At 43.5% G+C, this 19,133-nt stretch carries 12 protein-coding genes and 1 tRNA gene; 11 read left to right on the top strand and 2 right to left on the bottom strand.

The window, feature by feature from the left end; all coding sequences use genetic code 11:
* The first annotated feature begins 302 nt into the window (after window positions 1-302).
* The 3 genes from ACHKAR_RS21640 (at window position 303) to ACHKAR_RS21630 (ending at window position 4,049) form a co-directional block, all read left to right on the top strand.
* Complete coding sequence (locus ACHKAR_RS21640) at window positions 303-1,640, top strand: ammonium transporter (RefSeq protein ID WP_395419570.1); 1,338 nt, start codon at window positions 303-305, stop codon at window positions 1,638-1,640.
* A 122-nt stretch (window positions 1,641-1,762) separates the two neighbouring features.
* Window positions 1,763-2,803, top strand: coding sequence for an outer membrane beta-barrel protein (locus ACHKAR_RS21635; RefSeq protein ID WP_395419568.1), 1,041 nt, complete (start codon window positions 1,763-1,765; stop codon window positions 2,801-2,803).
* Window positions 2,804-3,038: 235 nt separating this feature from the next.
* A complete protein-coding gene (locus ACHKAR_RS21630) occupies window positions 3,039-4,049 on the top strand; it encodes a glutamine synthetase beta-grasp domain-containing protein (protein ID WP_395419566.1) in 1,011 nt (336 codons plus the stop codon).
* Window positions 4,050-4,108: 59 nt separating this feature from the next.
* Here ACHKAR_RS21630 and ACHKAR_RS21625 read toward each other — a convergent pair whose 3' ends face one another.
* Entirely contained in the window at window positions 4,109-4,795 is a 687-nt protein-coding gene (locus ACHKAR_RS21625) for an SH3 domain-containing protein (RefSeq protein WP_159582213.1), read from the bottom strand.
* A 115-nt stretch (window positions 4,796-4,910) separates the two neighbouring features.
* Between ACHKAR_RS21625 and ACHKAR_RS21620 the strand changes: the two genes are divergently transcribed.
* From ACHKAR_RS21620 to ACHKAR_RS21595, 6 genes are all read left to right on the top strand, one after another.
* Window positions 4,911-4,986, top strand: a tRNA-Lys gene (locus ACHKAR_RS21620).
* Between the two features lie 780 nt (window positions 4,987-5,766).
* The gene (locus ACHKAR_RS21615; protein WP_395419564.1) at window positions 5,767-7,050 is read left to right on the top strand and encodes a hypothetical protein; all 1,284 of its coding nucleotides are present in this window, start codon (window positions 5,767-5,769) and stop codon (window positions 7,048-7,050) included.
* A gap of 56 nt (window positions 7,051-7,106) precedes the next feature.
* Window positions 7,107-10,082: an RHS repeat domain-containing protein gene (locus ACHKAR_RS21610; protein WP_395419562.1), complete on the top strand. Its 2,976-nt coding sequence runs from the start codon at window positions 7,107-7,109 to the stop codon at window positions 10,080-10,082.
* A gap of 12 nt (window positions 10,083-10,094) precedes the next feature.
* Window positions 10,095-14,120: an RHS repeat domain-containing protein gene (locus ACHKAR_RS21605; protein ID WP_395419561.1), complete on the top strand. Its 4,026-nt coding sequence runs from the start codon at window positions 10,095-10,097 to the stop codon at window positions 14,118-14,120.
* Between the two features lie 8 nt (window positions 14,121-14,128).
* Window positions 14,129-14,635 carry a hypothetical protein gene (locus ACHKAR_RS21600; RefSeq protein WP_395419559.1) on the top strand — a complete coding sequence of 169 codons (507 nt, stop codon included), beginning with the start codon at window positions 14,129-14,131 and terminating at the stop codon, window positions 14,633-14,635.
* Window positions 14,636-14,872: 237 nt separating this feature from the next.
* Window positions 14,873-15,238, top strand: a complete 366-nt coding sequence (locus tag ACHKAR_RS21595) for a hypothetical protein (RefSeq protein WP_395419558.1) — start codon at window positions 14,873-14,875, stop codon at window positions 15,236-15,238.
* 125 nt (window positions 15,239-15,363) lie between these two features.
* Here ACHKAR_RS21595 and ACHKAR_RS21590 read toward each other — a convergent pair whose 3' ends face one another.
* The gene (locus ACHKAR_RS21590; protein WP_395419557.1) at window positions 15,364-16,347 is read right to left on the bottom strand and encodes a hypothetical protein; all 984 of its coding nucleotides are present in this window, start codon (window positions 16,345-16,347) and stop codon (window positions 15,364-15,366) included.
* A 423-nt stretch (window positions 16,348-16,770) separates the two neighbouring features.
* On the opposite strand from ACHKAR_RS21590, the gene ACHKAR_RS21585 reads away from it, so the two are divergent.
* Together ACHKAR_RS21585 and ACHKAR_RS21580 are read left to right on the top strand one after the other, a co-directional pair.
* Entirely contained in the window at window positions 16,771-17,901 is a 1,131-nt protein-coding gene (locus ACHKAR_RS21585; protein ID WP_395419556.1) for a hypothetical protein, read from the top strand.
* Window positions 17,902-17,928: 27 nt separating this feature from the next.
* Window positions 17,929-19,122, top strand: a complete 1,194-nt coding sequence (locus ACHKAR_RS21580) for a hypothetical protein (protein ID WP_395419555.1) — start codon at window positions 17,929-17,931, stop codon at window positions 19,120-19,122.
* The last annotated feature ends 11 nt before the right edge of the window (window positions 19,123-19,133 follow it).

Below are 19,133 nucleotides of genomic sequence, written 5' to 3'. Positions count from 1 at the left end.
GTGAAAAAAAGCAAATTATTTTGTGAAAACGCATTTTTACAATATGAATAAGATGCCTGCCGTCAAATAAGGGTCAATTATATAATTATTAATATTTCACTTCTTTTATAATGAAAATTTAAAAATTGACCCCTCTAAACTTAAAATTAGGTGATAAAAATGTGTAAGTATTAAAATTCCGTTTTTGATAATTCGTGATTATGTCCTTTTATTTGGAGTGTGGAAAGAGGCTAATCGCCCGGTTTGTGCTAACCGGAAGCCGAATCTTCGCAACGAATTTTTAATCTTAAAAACTTATGAACATGATCACCAACCTATTGATGATTGTACAAGATTCGGTAGCCGTGGCAGACACCATTGCGGCGGTAGTTCCGGAGGTTGTAGAGACTGTTGCGGTGGCGACAGATTACAGTGCGGACATTACGGCCAACCTACTTACGGCCAATAACATTTGGATGATGATGGCCACAGCGCTGGTTTTCATTATGCACTTGGGTTTCGCGGGTGTGGAAGCAGGATTCGGCCAGTCTAAGAACACGGTTAACATCCTTTTCAAAAACACACTGACTCCCATTATAGGTATTCTTACCTATGCGCTTGTGGGTTTCAACCTGATGTATCCTGGTTTTGACGTTCCTGGCTGGTTCGGCTTTGCAGGTTTCGGGCTTGAGACTTCTGCCACTGCGGACATCTCCGCAGAGTATGCCGGTGCCGGATACACTTACTGGACAGACTTCCTGTTCCAGGCGATGTTTGCTGCTACAGCTGCCACTATTGTTTCTGGTGCAGTTGCTGAGCGGGTAAAACTTGGTGCTTATCTTATTTTCACTTTGATCTTCGTGGGTATTGTATATCCGATCATTGGTAGCTGGAAATGGGGTGGTGGAGCACTTGATGCAATGGGCTTCTACGATTTCGCAGGATCCACGCTCGTACACTCAGTAGGTGGATGGGGTGCCCTTGCCGGGATCATGATTGTAGGTCCAAGACTTGGAAAATATGTAGATGGCAAAGTTATCGACAAGCCAGGTTCTAGTGTGCCTTTGGCTGTGATCGGTGTATTCTTGCTTTGGTTAGGCTGGTTCGGTTTCAATGGCGGATCTGTTCTTTCTGCTGATCCAGGGTTGGTATCTTTCGTATTGGTGACAACCTCTCTTGCTGCCTGTGCTGGTGGTCTTGGTGGATTCGTTACCGGATACCTTGTGTTCAAGAGACTCGATTTGGGTATGGTATTGAATGGTATCCTTGCAGGACTTGTAGGTATTACTGCAGGAGCTGATGTGATCGAGCCAGGTAATGCCATCATAGTAGGAATCGTTGCCGGTATCCTTGTAGTGATCTCTGCGATCACATTGGACAAATTCAAATTGGATGACGTGGTAGGTGCAGTTTCAGTTCACCTTACCTGCGGTATTTGGGGAACACTCGCTGTGGGTATCTTCTCTATCAATGCGGATCATACTTTCATGGCACAGCTCAAAGGAGTGCTGATCTGCGGAGCAGCTGCCTTCATATGCGCTTTCGTTATCTTCTATGTACTGAAATTGACGATCGGTATCAGGGTATCTGAAGAGCACGAAAAAGAAGGTCTTGATAGCCACGAGCACGGCATCAGAGGATACACCATCATTCAGGAGTAATCTTCCTTCTCTACAAAAAACACTTCTAAAATAAATAGGCCTCTGAGCTCTAAAGGCGGGAACCATTAAAGTACTCAGAGGCCTGTTTCAAAACTTTCCAAACTCATTTATTTAAAAAGCTTATGAACACTTTTACAAAACTATCAAAAAGATTTCTGATTGCTGCAATGTTGTTGTTGGCAGTTGTGACCGTGAAAGCACAAGAGGAAGAGTCTTCTTTCTCACTGAGTGGATCTGTGGATACTTATTTCAGAACTAACCTGAATGCTGCAAATTATACTGATTTTGACGATGATGGCGTGAAGGAAATTCAGGCTCCAGGATCATCTTTTGCTAACCTTCCAGGATTTTCTTTGGGTATGGTTAATCTGATTGCTGCTTACGAGGGAGAAAAAGTAGGTTTCGTTGGAGATTTGGTATTTGGACCCAGAGGAGCGGATGCGGTATTCGGTTCTGCCCCTGCGTTGAACATCGTGAACCAGTTGTATGTATACTGGAATGTAAGCGATGCATTAACAATTACAGCGGGTAACTTCAATACCTTTCTTGGTTATGAGGTGATCTCACCTTCTGCCAACTTCAACTACTCTACTTCATACATGTTCTCATACGGGCCATTCTCTCACTCAGGAGTGAAAGCGGATATCTCTGCTGGTGATGTGAGCTTCATGGTGGGTGTGTTTAACCCAACTGACGCTACAGATTTTAACCCATCAGGCGAGTACCTTGGTGGAGCGCAGATTGGTTATGGTGGAGCTTACCTGAACTTCTTGTTTGATGATGAGTTTTTCCAGGCTGATTTGACTGCTGGATGGGATTTGTCTGAATCTTTCTACCTGGGTGTGAATGCAACCAGTGCTTCTGACAACTTCTTCGGTGCAGCGCTTTATCTGCAAAATTCTTTCTCTGATGCTTTCTCTATGGGATTGAGAGGTGAGTATTTCAGTGACAAAGGAGTGGGTGTTTTGACTACTGACGAAAGTGTAATTGACCTGACTTTGTCAGCCAACTATACCGTAGGAAGTCTGACATTGATTCCTGAGGTAAGATTGGATTCTTTCTCTGAAGATGATGTAGTGGTTACGGAATTCAACAGTCCTACTGACTTCAAAACCGGTAGTTCTTTGTCTTCATTCGTCATTGCTGCAGTGTACTCTTTCTAAGAGTCCACAGCTAAGACATCATAGATCCCATTTCCGACCAGATCTCAGGTCTTTCGGAAATGGGATTTTGTATTGAATATTTATGGAATTATTGGTTTATTAACAATATTTCATAAATAATGATGAAAAATGTTTAATAATTCAGTTATTTTTTTAAAATTTGAAGTATCGACATTTTGGTAATTAAATCGTAATTTTTTTATTTAAACAAGTTAAAATATAAACCAGAATTAACATGGCTAAGTCAAAATTGGAGTACATCTGGCTTGATGGTTACAAGCCTACCCAATCATTAAGAAGTAAAACTAAAGTGGTGAGTAATTTCAGTGGCAAACTCGAAGACCTGGATGATTGGTCTTTTGACGGTAGTTCTACTGAGCAGGCAGAAGGAGGTTCTTCTGACTGTATTTTGAGACCTGTATTTATTTGTCCGGACCCGGTGCATGAAAACGGCTACCTGGTCATGACTGAGGTAATGAATGCGGATGGTACTGCTCACGAGTCCAATGGCAGAGCGACCATCGATGATGAGGATGATGATTTTTGGTTTGGCTTTGAGCAAGAGTACTTCATTTGGGACCCTGCCACAGATAAGCCTTTGGGTTTTCCAGCTAATGGATATCCGGCACCACAGGGACCATACTACTGTGGAGTAGGTGGACAAAATGTCTTTGGAAGAGAAATTAAGGACGAGCACCTGGATCTTTGCATTGCAGCTGGTCTGAATGTAGAAGGTACAAATGGTGAAGTAGCTGCTGGTCAGTGGGAGTTCCAGATTTTCGCTAAAGGAGCTAAGCAGGCAGGTGATGAAATCTGGATCGGTAGATTCTTGCTAGAGAGACTGGTAGAGAAATATGGTCTTTTTATTGAATATCACCCTAAGCCACTTGGTCAGACTGACTGGAATGGATCAGGTATGCACGCCAACTTCTCTAATTCTTTCTTAAGAACAGCTGCTTCTAAAGAGAAAGTAGAGAAGGTTTGTGAGGCATTCAGACCATTGGTGAAAGAACACATTGCGGTTTACGGAGCTTACAACGATCAGCGACTGACTGGTAAGCATGAGACTGCCTCTATCAATGACTTCTCTTATGGAGTATCTGACAGAGGAGCTTCTATCCGTATCCCACTTTATACCAAGACACACGGATGGAGTGGCTACCTGGAAGACAGAAGACCTGCTTCTAACGCAGATCCGTACAAAGTAGCTGCAAGGATCATCAAAACGGTGAAGCCGGTAAAATAAGTAATTGCAATAAAGCAGAAATGAAACAGGCGCCCGATGTAATCGGGCGCCTGTTTTTTTTATAAGGTCTTGAGATTTTTGGTACGGATGTAGGCCACTTCTTCCTGCCAGCGGATTTTGGTCCACAGGGCATCAGATTGAAGCACCGTCACCTTATTGCCTTTCTCTATGTAGCTGATGGGCTCAGCCCCGGCAGAGGGCCCGGTCATGAGCAGCGAATGGTCCTGGCTCACGATACCCGTATCAGCAAGAAAAAGCTGATTGCTCAATAAACCAATGAGCACGAGCGTCAGGGCTTGCAGGAAAAGAGATACTCTGGGTAGCTCATCTTTTTTGCGCTTGCTATAACCATAGATCAGTAAGAACAGAGAAAAGGCGAGCAAAACGATAAGGATCTCCACTTCATAGTTTCTAACGAAATTGGCCATGAACTTAAAGTCTGAATACTCAAAGCCAGATAGGTGATGCTCTTCTGCAAGTTCACGCATTTTGGTGAGTGCGGCCTTGTCTGAGGTCTTTAGGTAGTAAAGGTTGAGGTAGAAGAGGGCGTCGGCATAGTTGCCCAGGCCTTCCTGTATGAAAGCCATCTTAGTAAGCATGGCAGGCGAAGCTTTATCCTGATTAAAAATATTCTCATACTTCTTCAGTGCTTCTGTGTATTTTTGATTGGCAAAAAGGGAATCTGCAGTCGACAATTCGGCATTTTGAGCGTAAATCGGAAGGCCGATGACCAAGATTAGAAACATTGTCTGAATTATTCTGATAAAAAAGTATTTCATTGTTGTATTTTGAAAACAAGCTTCCTATTTTTGCAACCGCAATTTAAGGAAACGGCCTTAAAAAAAAGCAAAATAATCACACGATTCGCTAGCTCAGCTGGTAGAGCAACGCCCTTTTAAGGCGTGGGTCCTGGGTTCGAGCCCCAGGCGGATCACCATCGAAAACCCTACCACATCGGTAGGGTTTTTTTGTTGTTATACGTGGGAGTGAGGGATTGGATTTGAGGGATGATAAAAGTGACGAGCCGAAGTAAAGATGGATCAAGCAATATTTGTGTGGGGTGACACTCTATAATTATATTTTGTAAAATCGAACTAATCCACTTTAAAGTAGAAAGCAAGGGCGTAAAGGAGGGCGGGCCATCCAAGGCAAGTGTGAATCATTTTGACTCTCAAAAAATCCTAAAAAAGTGCAACCCAGATGAGTCAAAATGATTTTTTGCGTTGGTGCCTTTTCTTTTGCTTCGTTTTCTTTGGGCAAGCAAAGAAAATGAAGGGTATGTAGCAAATCAATTGGATTGAGGGATGTAAGGTATCAGGTAACTACGTCACCATCCATCTTTAATGCAATCTCCCCACAGGAATTCCGCTTGATCCGTAAAGATTAAATCCAAAACCTTGAATGGATCCTTTTAGATATAATGCAATCAGTTTTTTATAAGTTTTACTAGGAAGGTTTTTTATTTTTTTACATTTTAGCGGTGTCTAACCAACCGTTACCAATTATGACCTTTCCAACCGCTACAATGATTTGGATGCATCATCCAATCTGATGACTAACCGGAAGATGTGCATTCCTGATCCAGGAACCCCTTCTAAGCAGTCCGCTACAGCCTCTATTTTTTAATTGTCAAATTAGTCTCAAAGAATTTGACAGGAGTTTTGTGGCTACACTATCTATTTAATAAACAGAACCATAGAACCAAGCGCCAACCATAATGAAAACCAGACTAACCCTATTCATAGCACTTGTTTTAATCAATACTTTACTCCAGGCCCAACCATGGAACTACGACAATCAGTCAGTTATTTACTCAACTGGTGGTAAGGTGGGTGTTGGATTGAATACCCCTTCAGGCAAGTTTCATATCCTGCATTCGGGTACTTTGGGAGGTAAAGCAGATGCTTCCAAGTCATACTTAACCCTTTCTGATGGTACCAATCAGATGTTTTTTGATGTGAATGAAATCACCGGTACGGATCAGATGATTATTGGGGCGCAAGGAGGTATACGCTTCAGGTATGTCAACAGCAGTGGTTTTACGGAGCGCATGTCGATTCTTCCAAGCGGGGAGGTGGGCATTGGCACGATTGCTCCGGCAGGCAAGTTTCATGTTCAGTCTCAAAATATTGGAAGTCAGCATTATCTGACTCTGGCTAATATATTTGAAGCTACAGAAGCGAGGGTGCAGATTATCGCTTTGGATAAGGACAATGCCGCCTCTATGATTCATCTGACCAATGTCCCCGAAGGGGGAGGGAATAACAAACACTGGGGCATCCATCATACTGGTGCATTGCGAAATGATCGCCTCGAATTTGGGTTTGGCACCACTACTACCAGCGGTGACGGAAATGCCTGGGACTTACCTGCCAAGATGGTGATCGAAACTGATGGGGATGTGGGAATAGGTACAGCCACTCCAGGATCTCGCCTGGACATTCGTGGCGGAGATCTGATGGTCTACAAAAATGACATTCGCTTGCTGGATGTGAACAACGGGACCAGTGACGGAATGGGGATAGGCCATATGAACATGTCACAAATGAGCATTTTTGCTGATGCAGAGATCCATTTCAAAGAAAGTGATGAAATGGCCACTAAGGTATGGATAGACTTGAATGATGGTCAGATGGGTATCAGAACCACTTCTGTACCTGCAGACTACGCTTTTGCTGTAGATGGAAAAGCCATTATGGAGGAGGTGAAAGTAGAAATGTCTGGCTCGTGGCCCGATTACGTGTTTGATCCAGATTACACGCTGCCTACGCTCGAAGAAACTTCAGCATACGTTAAAGCCAATCAACACCTGCCAGGAATGCCTTCTGCCAAAGAAGTGGCGGCAAACGGCATCTCCCTTGGAGAAATGAATGCCAAACTGCTGGAGAAAATAGAGGAATTGACCTTGCATACCATTCGTCAGCAGGAGATGATTGATGCCCTGAATCATCAAAATCAATATATATTAAAGGAATTAGCCCATATCAAAGACCAAGATTGATGTCTTTATCCGATCTTGATTATTCAATTTTCTCAAACCAATTTATCCAGCCAATCATGAAACGACCCCTTCTACTACTCCTCTTCAGTGTGAGTGTATACGTGCTTCATGCACAAGATAACTATTCCAATGAACCGACCTTTCATGACCCCAATGCGGCCTCATTAGGTAAGTATGTAGATATTCCAGTGAGCTACCATACGGGTGTGCCTAATATTTCCATACCAATTTATACCGTCAAAGAGGGTGAATTAGTCCTTCCAGTTTCACTTTCTTATCATGCATCTGGTATAAAGGTCAACGAAGTGGCTAGTTCGGTTGGTTTGGGGTGGAGCTTGTCTGCAGGTGGGGTGATATCAAGGTCTGTAAATGGAGCGCCTGATGAGGGTATACAAAGGACGGGAGGTAAAACCAACCGAAATGGTTGGGGGTATTATACAGATGGTGGATTACCACCTGAAATAGAAGATCCGGCAAACAATTGTGGATCTCAATGGGTGAATGGATGTCAAGAAAGTTGTGGGGTAGTAACATGTGATTGCTTCGAGTATTTTTACGATGCAGGAAAGGGAAGGGCCGATTCGGAGCCTGACCTATTCTCTTATAGTTTTAATGGAAAATCTGGGAAGTTCTACTTTGACCAAAGTGGGGGGGTGGTTCTCCTGCCCAGAAGCGATATCAAAATTGAAGTTATATCCTTTCCTGATTCATGGAAAATAGTTGATACAGATGGAACTAAATATTACTTTGGGACTACGGCTGCGACATCCAAAGTCTATACATACAACCCTTCAGGTTCTGGCTCTATCGGTAATGATACCTACTCTACCAGCTCATGGTATCTGTATAAAATTGAGTCAAGAAATAGTGATGATAATATCTATTTGACCTATGAGGCAGATGATCATGGGTATGGTAATCGTCAGTCACAGTCCATCAGTATGTATGATGCTCAGGCACCCCTTAGCGGGGATGTAGGTGGTGTTTCTCATCTGCTAAATTATACCTGGGTTGACGGGGTTCGACTTTCCTCAATTATTAGCTCCAAAACCACCATTTCGCTTATTCCTGGTTCAGTACGTCAGGACGTTACACAATACGGAAGCCCCAATGGAGCTGCTAATACTGTGGCAAAGTCCATTCAGGAAATTCAAATTTCTTCACTTGGTATCTGTAAATCCTTTGAGTTAAATACTTCTTATTTTTCTTCAGCAACCGGTTCATCAGATTATTCCTTTTCGGACATTTCCGATACCAAACGATTAAAACTCAATTGGATACAAGAGAAATCTTGCGATGGAACATTAGTAAATCCGAAACATGAGTTTACATATTATGAATCCACTCCTTTGCCCAGAAGATACTCACTAGGACAAGATCATTGGGGGTATGCAAATGGTGAATCCCAACAGGATCACCTAATCCCAAGAGGTTTGCAACTTTTCTATTCTCCTACACCGGGAACCTATGCGAACAGAGCGCCGAATTTTACCAATGGTCAGGCCTACACGCTAAAATCCATTAAGTATCCAACAGGGGGTACTTCGGAGTTTATTTTTGAAGCTCATAAGGATGCGTCTAATAACGTGATAGGAGGGCTGAGAATTAAAACCTTGCAGAGTAAGGACGCTTCTGGTACGGTGGTTTTGAGTAAATCTTTTACCTATGAGCTCCCCAACCTATACGATGGTGATCCCATGGGAGACTATGTGGATGATTTAGAGAATAATTTGGAATGGACTCAATGGAATTTGATGATGAGCGGAGAGGTTAGGCTAGGTAAACGTATCACCTCGTCACCCAAATCGATATTATCCAGTACTCAGGGCTACCATATCGGGTATTCTAAGGTGACAGTCACCAATAGTGATGGATCTGACGAAATCTATAATTACACCAATCAAAACCCTATTCCTGTTACTTTTGAATACCCGAGTCCACCACCATTTCAGGCCATTGGTATTGGGCGTCTCGCAGGGAGTGAATATCGTGATGCAGATGATAACCTTGTCTCCTCAGAGGTAAATTATCATGGTACAGCTTTGGGCGCTGCATTTGATGGTATTCGGATATCTGTCGAGACTAGTCCGGATGGGACAAGCGGATGTGCCCTTGGTCACTCCTTTATTGTAAAAAAAGCCTATAGCTATACTTCCAAATACTCACGTCTGGAGCAGAGCACTGTCACAAAAGATGGTGTGACGAGTATTACGAATTATGAATATGGTAATAATCACAACTTCCCCACAGCCATTATTTCCACGAACTCCAATGGGACAGTAGAGAGAAAAGAAATATCATATGCTCCTGATTTGTCTGGCTCTACCTACACTACCCTGGTCACACGCAACGTGATAGAGACCCCGATCATTGAGATGCAAAAGGTAGATGGTTTTCCTGTTTCTAAAGTGGAGCGAAGCTTTTCAGTTGCCGGGTATGATATATATCCTGAGACCACGGAATATTACCCTACCGGACAGAGTGAATCAAGTATATACCATTATGTCTATAATTCAAACGGTCTGATAGAGACTCATAAGGAAGACGATAAGCGGGTAGCGTTCTGGTGGGAAGGCCCCAAACAGATTTCGGTAGCACGCTTCGAAGGTGCACCAATCGCTTCCGTGTATTACAATAGCTTTGAAGAGGTAGCGGGAACCACCGGAACGGCCAAAACGGGCACGAAGTATTACAATAGTGGTTCGTATGTTATCCCCACTGCTTACCGACCCTCGGGTGCAGGACTCAAAATGACCTTTTGGTATTATGATGGTACCTGGAAGTTCCAAAGTGAAACGGCATACTCCAGCACGGTCACCAAGTCCGGAGCTACCAGATTGGATGAAATTCGAGTGTACCCCGCTGGTACAACGGTGACTTCATATGTGCTGGGATACAATGCTCAGCCGATAACCGTAAATGACCCTAATAATGTGGTAACGACTTTCGAATACGACAAATTGGGAAGGCTGAAGCAAAAAAAGGATGAAGCCGGCAATATTTTACAAGCATACGATTACAACTTCAAATAATCCCGTCCAGCCATGTATAAGTATATAACAAGCCTTTTCATACTCACCCTGTTTTTTTCCTCAATGCTAAAGGCACAGACTTATGATGATTATCATCAGGAGTATTCCCTTAGTACCTTTCTTAATACTGTTCCTGCTGGGTATACTGGGGGGCTTACCATCGATATATCAGATAATTATCTTACTGTTTCTATCGTGGCACAGCCAGCCAGCACTCCCAAGGCCTTGAGTGTCAAGCAAGGCCAAATTGTATTGATCAATTCTGTACCTGCTGTCACCCTTAAGGGGTTGGGGGCATTTGGTGATTACTTCGTAGATATAGATGTTTCAGGTTACCTGACCATTGATACAGAAGTCATGGGCACCATTGCCAAAGTATTTTCTATCAATGAGACCTATGGCCTGGAGCTGGGTTTTTCGGCATATCCTGTTTTCACCTCCACAGAAAACTATGTGGCTACCAGCACGATGATCAATGCGGTTACTACTTCCAATGTGAAGTCCAATGACAGGATGATTGGAGTAACCTATTTCGATGGACTGGGAAGGCCCGTTCAAACTTCCTCACTGTTTGCGTCTAATGATGGATATGATCTGATTACCCCCATCACATATGACGCAAAAGGGCGACAGGATACAGAGTATATGCCATACCCGGACAATTTGTTTGGTGCATACTCCAATGCCCGTGTCGCAGATCAGCTATCATATTACGGTAGCCCCAGTGAAGGTGTACAGTCCACCGGAGCGCCTTTTGCCAAAACGATATTTGAAGATTCCCCGCTGGATCGGCCCAGAAAACAGGGGAGTCCAGGTGCCCCCTGGCAACCCACCACTAACCCGGATGACCTTTCAGATCATTCCCGTAAAATGAGCTACAGAAGCAATGTTGCAGCAGATAATGTGCGGAAATATTTGTGGTCAGATATTGCCGGTGAAATGGACGACGCTGGCTTCTATGGAGACAATACCTTGTTTGTGAGCGTGATTTACGATGAAGACAATCATTTAGTCCATCAGTTTACAGATAGAAAAGGACAGGTGATTCTAAAACGTGTTTTTGATGGTGCTTCCGGGCTGGATACCTACTACATCTTTGATAATCGGGGCAATCTGAGACGTGTATTGCCACCCATGGCATCTGCCGGGTTGCTTTCACCTACTCCACCAGCCACAACCTACACCAATTTTTCGGCCACCTGGAATTATACTTCGTTTGTTCAAAACTCAGGATCAGGGGGTGGGGCAGTGGATGTAGCCATCACTAACAATATTCTTACCATGGACTTTAGTGCAGGGTTTAGCTCCAATACGCTGAAGTCTGGAAATACGGTACACCTGAATACAAAACGCATCCCTGACATGACATTGGGAACCATCTGTGATGGCAAGTATACGGTGAAAGTCACCAACAATTATATAGTAATAGACCATACCCCAGGGGGGAGTGTCACTGGTTTCGATGCTAGCTTCAGTGTGGACATAGCCGAGCTCTCCCGACAGTACGTTTATAACGAAGACCTTGCTGTAAACTCCTATGATGGCAGATCCTATGAAATCGTGAAGGGCTCGGTCACACTGCTTCCGGGTTTTAACTTCACAGCCACTACTGATGAAACTTTCAGTGTAGGCCTCTCTGATGGTACCAGTGCCGGAGCTCTCAACTATCTGTATGGTTTTGAGTACAACTATGACCAGAGAAACAGACTCATTGAGAAGAAAGTACCTGGGGCTGATTGGGTACATATGGTGTACGACAAGCGCGATCGGTTAATTCTTACTCAGGATGGAAACCAGCGATTGTCTAACCAATGGACATTTACCAAATATGACCATCTCAACAGACCGGTGCTCTCAGGCGTGACTACAATATCCGGGGGTAGGCAATCGGTACAGGATGCGGTCGATACCTTCTATCAGGGTAGTGCGCCACTTTATGAGTCGCGAGGGTCCACTATTCATGGGTATACCAATAGTTCATACCCGGTTGATTCGGATCCTTTTCATTATTACTCCATCACCTATTATGATGATTATGCCTTTGGTATCCCCTCAGGCTACGAGTATACCAAGCCTGCGGATTTTAACATTACCAAAACAGATCGGGTGAAGGGCCTGGTGACGGCTACCAAAACAAAAGTTTTGGGCGTGACGGCCTATCACTGGTCGCTGAACTACTATGATGCGAAGTACAGAGTAATACAGAGTGTTTCTGCCAACTACGTGGGTGGCCAGGACCGGATCACCACTCAGTACAAACACATTGGGTGGGTGGAGAAAACACGGCGCGTCCATACAGGAGGCGAATCCGTGACTATTGATGACAGATTTGCATATGACAGTCAGGGTCGGTTGCTCAAGCAATACCAGACCATCAACTCCGACCCAGAGGTGCTCCTTGCCCAAAACCGGTACAATGACCTGGGGCAAGTCATTGAAAAGAATATTGGCCAGGAAGGTACTGGAGCTCCTGCACAGAGTGTGGGTTATCGCTATAATACGCGTGGGTGGCTCACCACTGTAAACGGAGGCACTACCTTCGATGACGCCAATGACCGGTTCGGTATGGAGCTGAAGTACGACGGGGCCCCTACAGGCTATAAGCAGTACAATGGCAACATTGGGCAGATGCTTTGGAAGACAACCGGCGGGGGGCAAAATGCCAACAGTCAGAACTACAAATTTGGCTACGATGACCTGAGTCGACTGACCGCCGCCACTTATAACAGTTCGTCCAAAACTAACTACTACAATGTGAGCGGTATTAGCTATGACCTCAATGGCAACATACAGACCCTGGTGAGGAAGTTCAATAACAGCAACGCCGACAACCTGGACTATGACTATTACGGCAATCAGCTCACCTCAGTGGGAGACACCTCTGACAATAGTCTTTTTGATGAAGAGTTCAGTGAGGGAAATCAGCCAAATGAGTATCTTTATGACCAAAGCGGCAATATGATTTCTGACGCGAATAAGGCAATAAGCAACATCAGCTATAACTACCTGAATCTACCTGAGCAGGTGGTGGTTCCTGAGGGTACCATCTACTATACCTACAATGCCCAGGGTGTGAAGCTGCGCAAGTTCTTTGACAAAACCAGTGGTATTGATGAGACGACTGACTATGTGGGCGGCATACAGTACAAAAATGGAGCCCTCGATTTTATCCAGCATGGGGAAGGTCGTGCAGTGAAGAATGGTGCGGGTTTTGACTATAAGTACAACCTCACTGACCACCTGGGCAACGTACGGGTGACGGTAGATGCAGCAGGTACGGTGATCCAGCGCGACGATTATTATCCTTTTGGGTTAACCTTTAACTCAATGACTCCAAGTAATCCAAACTTGTATAAATACAATGGGAAGGAAGAACAACAAGCTCTAGGTTTATACGATTATGGTCTTAGATTTTATGATCCGGCGATAGCTAGATTCACGACGATTGATTCATTATCGGAAGCGTATTATGAATGGTCTCCATATAATTACGTAGGTGGAAACCCGATTGCCAGAACAGATGAAGATGGTAAGTTTTGGAATTATGTAGTAGGAGCTGTTGTTGGTGCCGGTGTGGAATATGCGAGTCAAGTAGTAGGGAACGTTATCGAATCGGGAGGAGATATTAGTTTGGAATCCTTTACAAATGTCGATGTAACTGATATTGCAATAGCGGGTGCTGTAGGGGCTGCGACTTCAGGGCTAAGTGCATTAGAAACGCAGTTTGGTAAAGCAGCAATAACTGGTGGTAAGGCTGTTGTTAATGCCTTTGGAGAAGGAGCAAAAGCAGCTCAAGATGTAAAAGTTAATCTGAATCCGACTGATTTGAAAGTAACTGAAGCAACCTCGGTACTTGGAGGGAAGTCGCTAACAAAGGCTGCAGTTGAGTTTGTTGTTGGAAACGTTCCTGCTGCAGATTTATCAAGTAAATCTGTTAGTGAGGCAACTAATGCTACAGTGGAATTTGTTGCAGGATCTGTTCAAAGCACATTGACAGAAGGTGTCAAAAATGCTACTGTTAAGACATTAGAAGAATAAAAAATAATATGAAAAAGGCTGGTATTGGCTGTTTAGCAGGTGTTATTCTTTTCGGTCTTGTTTTAGGTTATTTTATTTATAGCCAAAAAGAGAAGGACAATGAAGTCATTAGCAATGGAGAAGAAATCGTAATAACTGCTTATGATGAAGGGAAAAGGATGATTCGTTTGAAATATGAGATTGGAAATAAGTCCTTTGATAAAAGTACAGGAAAAGAATATTCAGGTATTGAGGATGGGGAGCAGTTTAGGGGACTTTATCTTCCCTCAGACCCTGAATCTTTTTTGGTATTCTTTGATCAGCCTTTTTTATCCGATAAATACAACTATCAGGAAACAGCCTGCTTATCGGTAACTAAGGAATTATCAGTTTTGAAATTCACCTATAAGGTTGGCGATGAGAGATTTGAAAGGAGGACTGTGTATAATGAAAATCAGTCTTTGAGTTCATCAAACTACATAGTAAAATATCGGATTGAAAATCCCAAGATTGGTTATTTGATATCTAAGGAGTAACCCACCCCTAGCTGGCGCACGCGTGTCGCGTGTGCCTTGAGCAATAACTGGTTCTTGGTCTATTCATGTGATTTCTATTTCTTGAGTATTTTTCTGTTATGAGTAGAAAGTACAAGTTTCACAATCCTGAAGGACTATATTTCGTGAGCTTTGCCACCGTCTATTGGGTGGATCCGCAGTGGAACTGGTTTTTGTTAGAGACCTCTATAGTTCGATTATCGTCGAGCGTCTTGACCATTGTCGCAAGCACAAAGGAATGGAAGTGTTTTGTTGGTGTATCATGCCGAGTCATTTGCATCTTATCTTTTCCCGCGAAAGAAAACAACCCGGAATCTCTTTTGGGGAGATTTAAAAGAATATACCTCTAAGAAGCTTCAAAAGGAAATTGAGGACAATCCTCGAGAAAGCAGGAAAGAATGGCTTTTGTGGATGTTTGAGCGAGCTGCCTCTAAGTCCAACAATGTGAAAGGAAAACAACTGTGGCAGCATCACAATAAACCAATAGAGTTGTGGAGCAGTCACGTTATTGATCAGAAGGTGGCCTACATTCATGAAAATCCCATTGAAGCGGGTTTTGTAAGTGAGGCCGAACATTGGAAATAGAGCAGTTCCATCGACTACAGTGGTAGAAAGGGATTGTTGGAGATGGATTTTATAGAATAGGAAAGGAAAAAAGTAAAGCACACGCGTGCGCCAACGATGGGGGTTGGCAAACATGCCAGATCGTGTTATTTACTTTTTAAGACAGAGAGCTCATTTTGAAGCTCCTCTATTTTCTTGTTCTGTTCGATAAGATAGAGCGTTAACTCTTCGATTTTCTGGAGTAATAAGGCATCCATTTCACCCAGGTTGATTCCGCTCTCGGTTACCTGTGCCTCATTTGGGACATCCGGAAGATGACCATTCCTGGCGATGTGTTCTTCTACTTCTTCAAGTGTTCGCAAGCTATAGCCCTGCTCAAAAACGAAATCAGACCAGGTACCCGCCTCCACTTTAACTTCCCTTGCTCCAATAGAGCCATTCACAGCGAGTTTGTGTGAGCCAGTTGAGGCGGTTCCTATTCCGACCTTCCCATCATTTCTAATGGTAAATACTTCTCCTGCTGTGGGGCTTTCGAAGTAGAGTTTGTTGTCTCCCCCTGTGAAATTGTCTCCGTTATAATTGATGGAAAAGCCCAATGGTGCAGTATCGTCTGAGCCTTCAGAAAATATAAGTTTTGAAATACCCGTCCCGCCAGTTGACACATCATTTGATATTAATAAATCTTTATTTTGAACATGCAAGCCGGCATTTGGCTGGATAGTTCCAATACCAACGTCTCCACCTCTCATTAACCAAAGCACGGGATCACCCCAGATAACATCGTCCCCTGCGGCGGTTGAGGCCGGACTAATAAAAAAGCCAATACTCGAATGGTTGGTATAGATCATTTTGGCGCCATGCGATGTTGATCCAAAAACAGATGGATTGAATTTGTATTTTGTGTTGCCCGTCGTGGATAGCCCGCCATTCACATAGGTGTCTGACGCATACGCACTGAAAAGAATCCCGGCACTTCCACTCCATGTCCTTTGGGCCAGTTCCGTATAGGTTCCCCCGGATTGTGATATTCGGTTGCTGGTTTGGTCTCCATGCACTTGTAGTTTTGTCGAAGGTGAATTTGTTCCAATTCCAACTTCATCACCTGTATCAGTCACTTGGGCGTATCCCATGAGTGCAAGAATTGACAAGCAAATTGTGAGGGTTAATTTTTTCATTTCTTTATGTTCAGACTTGTGGTTTTGGATCTGGTTATGCCTCCAGGCGATCGGCTACCACGAAATTGGCATGTGCCGATAGATAAAGCTAGTGAAATCTAGCATTTTCGCCAAGGGAAGCTCACAACGGTTCTCAGTAGAGATGAGTAGTCAGTTTAGGAGCTGAGAGATGTTGTTTCAGATAATAGTCGGGTGGCTTACTGCGTTGGTCCTTACCACCAACGCTCGTACCTTTCTGAGCATTCTGAGTGTGAATCACACTGCCCTGCGTTATTCACAAATAAGTCTTTGATTCTAAGGGGGAATTTCCTTTTTTTGTTGGGTTTATATTGTCACCAAATAAGCCAGAAACTTACTACCACCAAATAATCCTAACCTATGAAAGTTCTTTTCTATTCGATCTTGCTCGCGTGTTCCATCTCAAGTGTTATTGCACAACAGGTAGATGTTCAATACCTTAATCCAAAGCATTATAGTACCGGGGTATATAAGTTTATTCGCATAGGTACTTCTTCCGATTACGGAGCGGGGCTTATGCTGAACGAATCAAGTGCAGATTACGGCGATGGAAATGATTTCTCTCTGTTCACGTACAATGATCGTGACCTGACCATTAAGACAGGTTTGGGGAATTTCATTGTGTTCCCAAGTAGTGGTGGTAACATGGGGGTGGGGATGACAAACCCAATATCCAAATTGGACGTGCTGGAAAATTCAGGGTCTGATGTGGTGGCGAGATTTAGGACAGGTGAAGGCCGTATTTCTATCGGTGCTGCCGGACCCTCTACCGCCAATTATACTTATGGAAATTATATTTCGTCACATAACTTTGACGGAACATCTTACAAGGATTTGGGCCTGAAAACCGCTGCAGGGCTTCCTCAGTTTGTATTTACCACATCAGGTAATATGGCTGTGGGCATATCCAGTCCCGGAACCTACAGGCTTGCTATTAAGCAATCATCCTCCAATTCCGGCTATGGGTTGAGAATCTTGAATGCTGCTCAGAATAGAAGTGCTCAGCTCTGGGTAGGGACTGGAGGTGCGGTTTTGGATGCTGAAGGAGGGGCTAATTTACACTTACGAACAGCTGGGATCGATAGGATATATATAAAAAATAATGGTCAGATTGGAATGGGGACGTCAGCAACGGGTTCTCACAAACTGGCCGTTGAAGGTTCTATTGGGGCAAGAGAGATCAAAGTAGAATCAAGTGGCTGGTCTGACTTTGTGTTTGAAAAAGACTATAAGCTAAGGCCCCTGGAGGAATTGGAAAGTTATGTCAGTGAGCATCAACATCTACCCGAAATTCCCAGTGAAGCTGAGGTAACAGCACATGGTATCAACTTGGGAGAGATGAACGCAAAATTGCTGCAGAAGATCGAGGAATTGACGCTTTATCTCATTGAGCAGAATAAAGAAATAAGGGCTCACCACGAACAAAATAAATCCCTGGAGATGAGAATCAAGGAACTTGAGAAGCAAGTTTCACAGATCGGAAGTCATTGAAATAAAACAAATTAAATCTAAGAAAAGATGAGAAAAGCACTGATATTGTTGCCTGCCATACTTCTGTCAACCACCCTTTGGGCCCAATGGAATGGTAATTCTACGACCGATCCGATTTGGCGAAGCGGGGCTGTAGGGGTTGGTGTTTCTAGTCCAACGGAGAAATTAGATATTGAGGGCACCATTAAAATAAGAAACAATTCTGACTCATGGAGATTAGTGACCAACTCAGGAGGAAGTTTTTCTATCAAACAAACGGGATTTTCCGGAGCGTTGAACATCTATAAAAGTGGTGCTTCGAATACTGATCTTCTAAATCTATATAACGGAATGGTTGGGATAGGCACCACTACTCCGGATTTTCCCCTTCAGGTGCGTACCCCGCTAGAAGCAACTGATCCAATCAGTTATGGCTTTGATGTGACAAGAGTAGATAATGAAGCAAGAGGGCTTTCGATCGGAATGGCTACAGATAACTCTTATTCAGTAATTGGTGCACACAACGCAGATTTGAAGTTGGGGAATACGTTTGGGGTAGGGGCCGGAGGACAGCCTGTCTTCTTTGCGGATATTACTATCAAACACACTGATCAAAGCATTGGTAAGGTTGGTATTGGAACATCTACTCCATCGCAGAGATTAGATGTAAATGGGAACATAGCGCTCAACAACTATCAAATTTTATCACAAGGAGGATCGTCAATTGGATTCGGAACTGGTGGAATTGGAAATGAGGACGATGATATCACCATTGATATTGTCAACGATGGTGAACTGGAACTGCACAGAGCTGGTATCAACTTGTTAAGCATAGGTAATAGCATTCTATTGGACAGAACCAATTCTGTAAATGTTGGCATTGGCATTGAAGATCCTAAGTCAAAGTTGGCAGTGAATGGACAGATTAGAGCAACTGAAGTCAAGGTGCTTGCAAATATTGATGTGCCGGATTATGTCTTTGAATCCGATTACCAACTCCTATCGCTAAAGGAAACTAAAGCATACATTACCGAAAATAAGCACCTTCCTGAAATTCCTTCTGCTACTGAGATTGGTGAAAATGGAATTGATCTTGGAGATATGAACATGCGGCTATTGAAAAAAATAGAGGAACTAACGCTCTATCAGATCGAGCTTTTAGAACGATTGGAGCAATTGGAGTCTAAAAGCATCGAGTTTGACAAACTCATGGGAAGAATTCAAGCACTTGAAAATAAGTAAAAAATTATGAG

Source organism: Marinoscillum luteum, assembly GCF_044005705.1.
Lineage (GTDB): Bacteria > Bacteroidota > Bacteroidia > Cytophagales > Cyclobacteriaceae > Marinoscillum > Marinoscillum luteum.
The sequence above is the reverse complement of the archived record's forward strand: the minus strand, read 5'-3'. Positions and strand labels throughout refer to the sequence as shown.

Bases quoted from the DNA above. Each gene is read 5' to 3' on its own strand.
- ACHKAR_RS21640 (WP_395419570.1), top strand. From the start codon at position 303: ATGATCACCAACCTATTGATGATTGTACAAGATTCGGTAGCCGTGGCA.
- ACHKAR_RS21635 (WP_395419568.1), top strand. From the start codon at position 1,763: ATGAACACTTTTACAAAACTATCAAAAAGATTTCTGATTGCTGCAATG.
- ACHKAR_RS21630 (WP_395419566.1), top strand. From the start codon at position 3,039: ATGGCTAAGTCAAAATTGGAGTACATCTGGCTTGATGGTTACAAGCCT.
- ACHKAR_RS21625 (WP_159582213.1), bottom strand. From the start codon at position 4,795: ATGTTTCTAATCTTGGTCATCGGCCTTCCGATTTACGCTCAAAATGCC.
- ACHKAR_RS21615 (WP_395419564.1), top strand. From the start codon at position 5,767: ATGAAAACCAGACTAACCCTATTCATAGCACTTGTTTTAATCAATACT.
- ACHKAR_RS21610 (WP_395419562.1), top strand. From the start codon at position 7,107: ATGAAACGACCCCTTCTACTACTCCTCTTCAGTGTGAGTGTATACGTG.
- ACHKAR_RS21605 (WP_395419561.1), top strand. From the start codon at position 10,095: ATGTATAAGTATATAACAAGCCTTTTCATACTCACCCTGTTTTTTTCC.
- ACHKAR_RS21600 (WP_395419559.1), top strand. From the start codon at position 14,129: ATGAAAAAGGCTGGTATTGGCTGTTTAGCAGGTGTTATTCTTTTCGGT.
- ACHKAR_RS21590 (WP_395419557.1), bottom strand. From the start codon at position 16,347: ATGGGATACGCCCAAGTGACTGATACAGGTGATGAAGTTGGAATTGGA.
- ACHKAR_RS21585 (WP_395419556.1), top strand. From the start codon at position 16,771: ATGAAAGTTCTTTTCTATTCGATCTTGCTCGCGTGTTCCATCTCAAGT.
- ACHKAR_RS21580 (WP_395419555.1), top strand. From the start codon at position 17,929: ATGAGAAAAGCACTGATATTGTTGCCTGCCATACTTCTGTCAACCACC.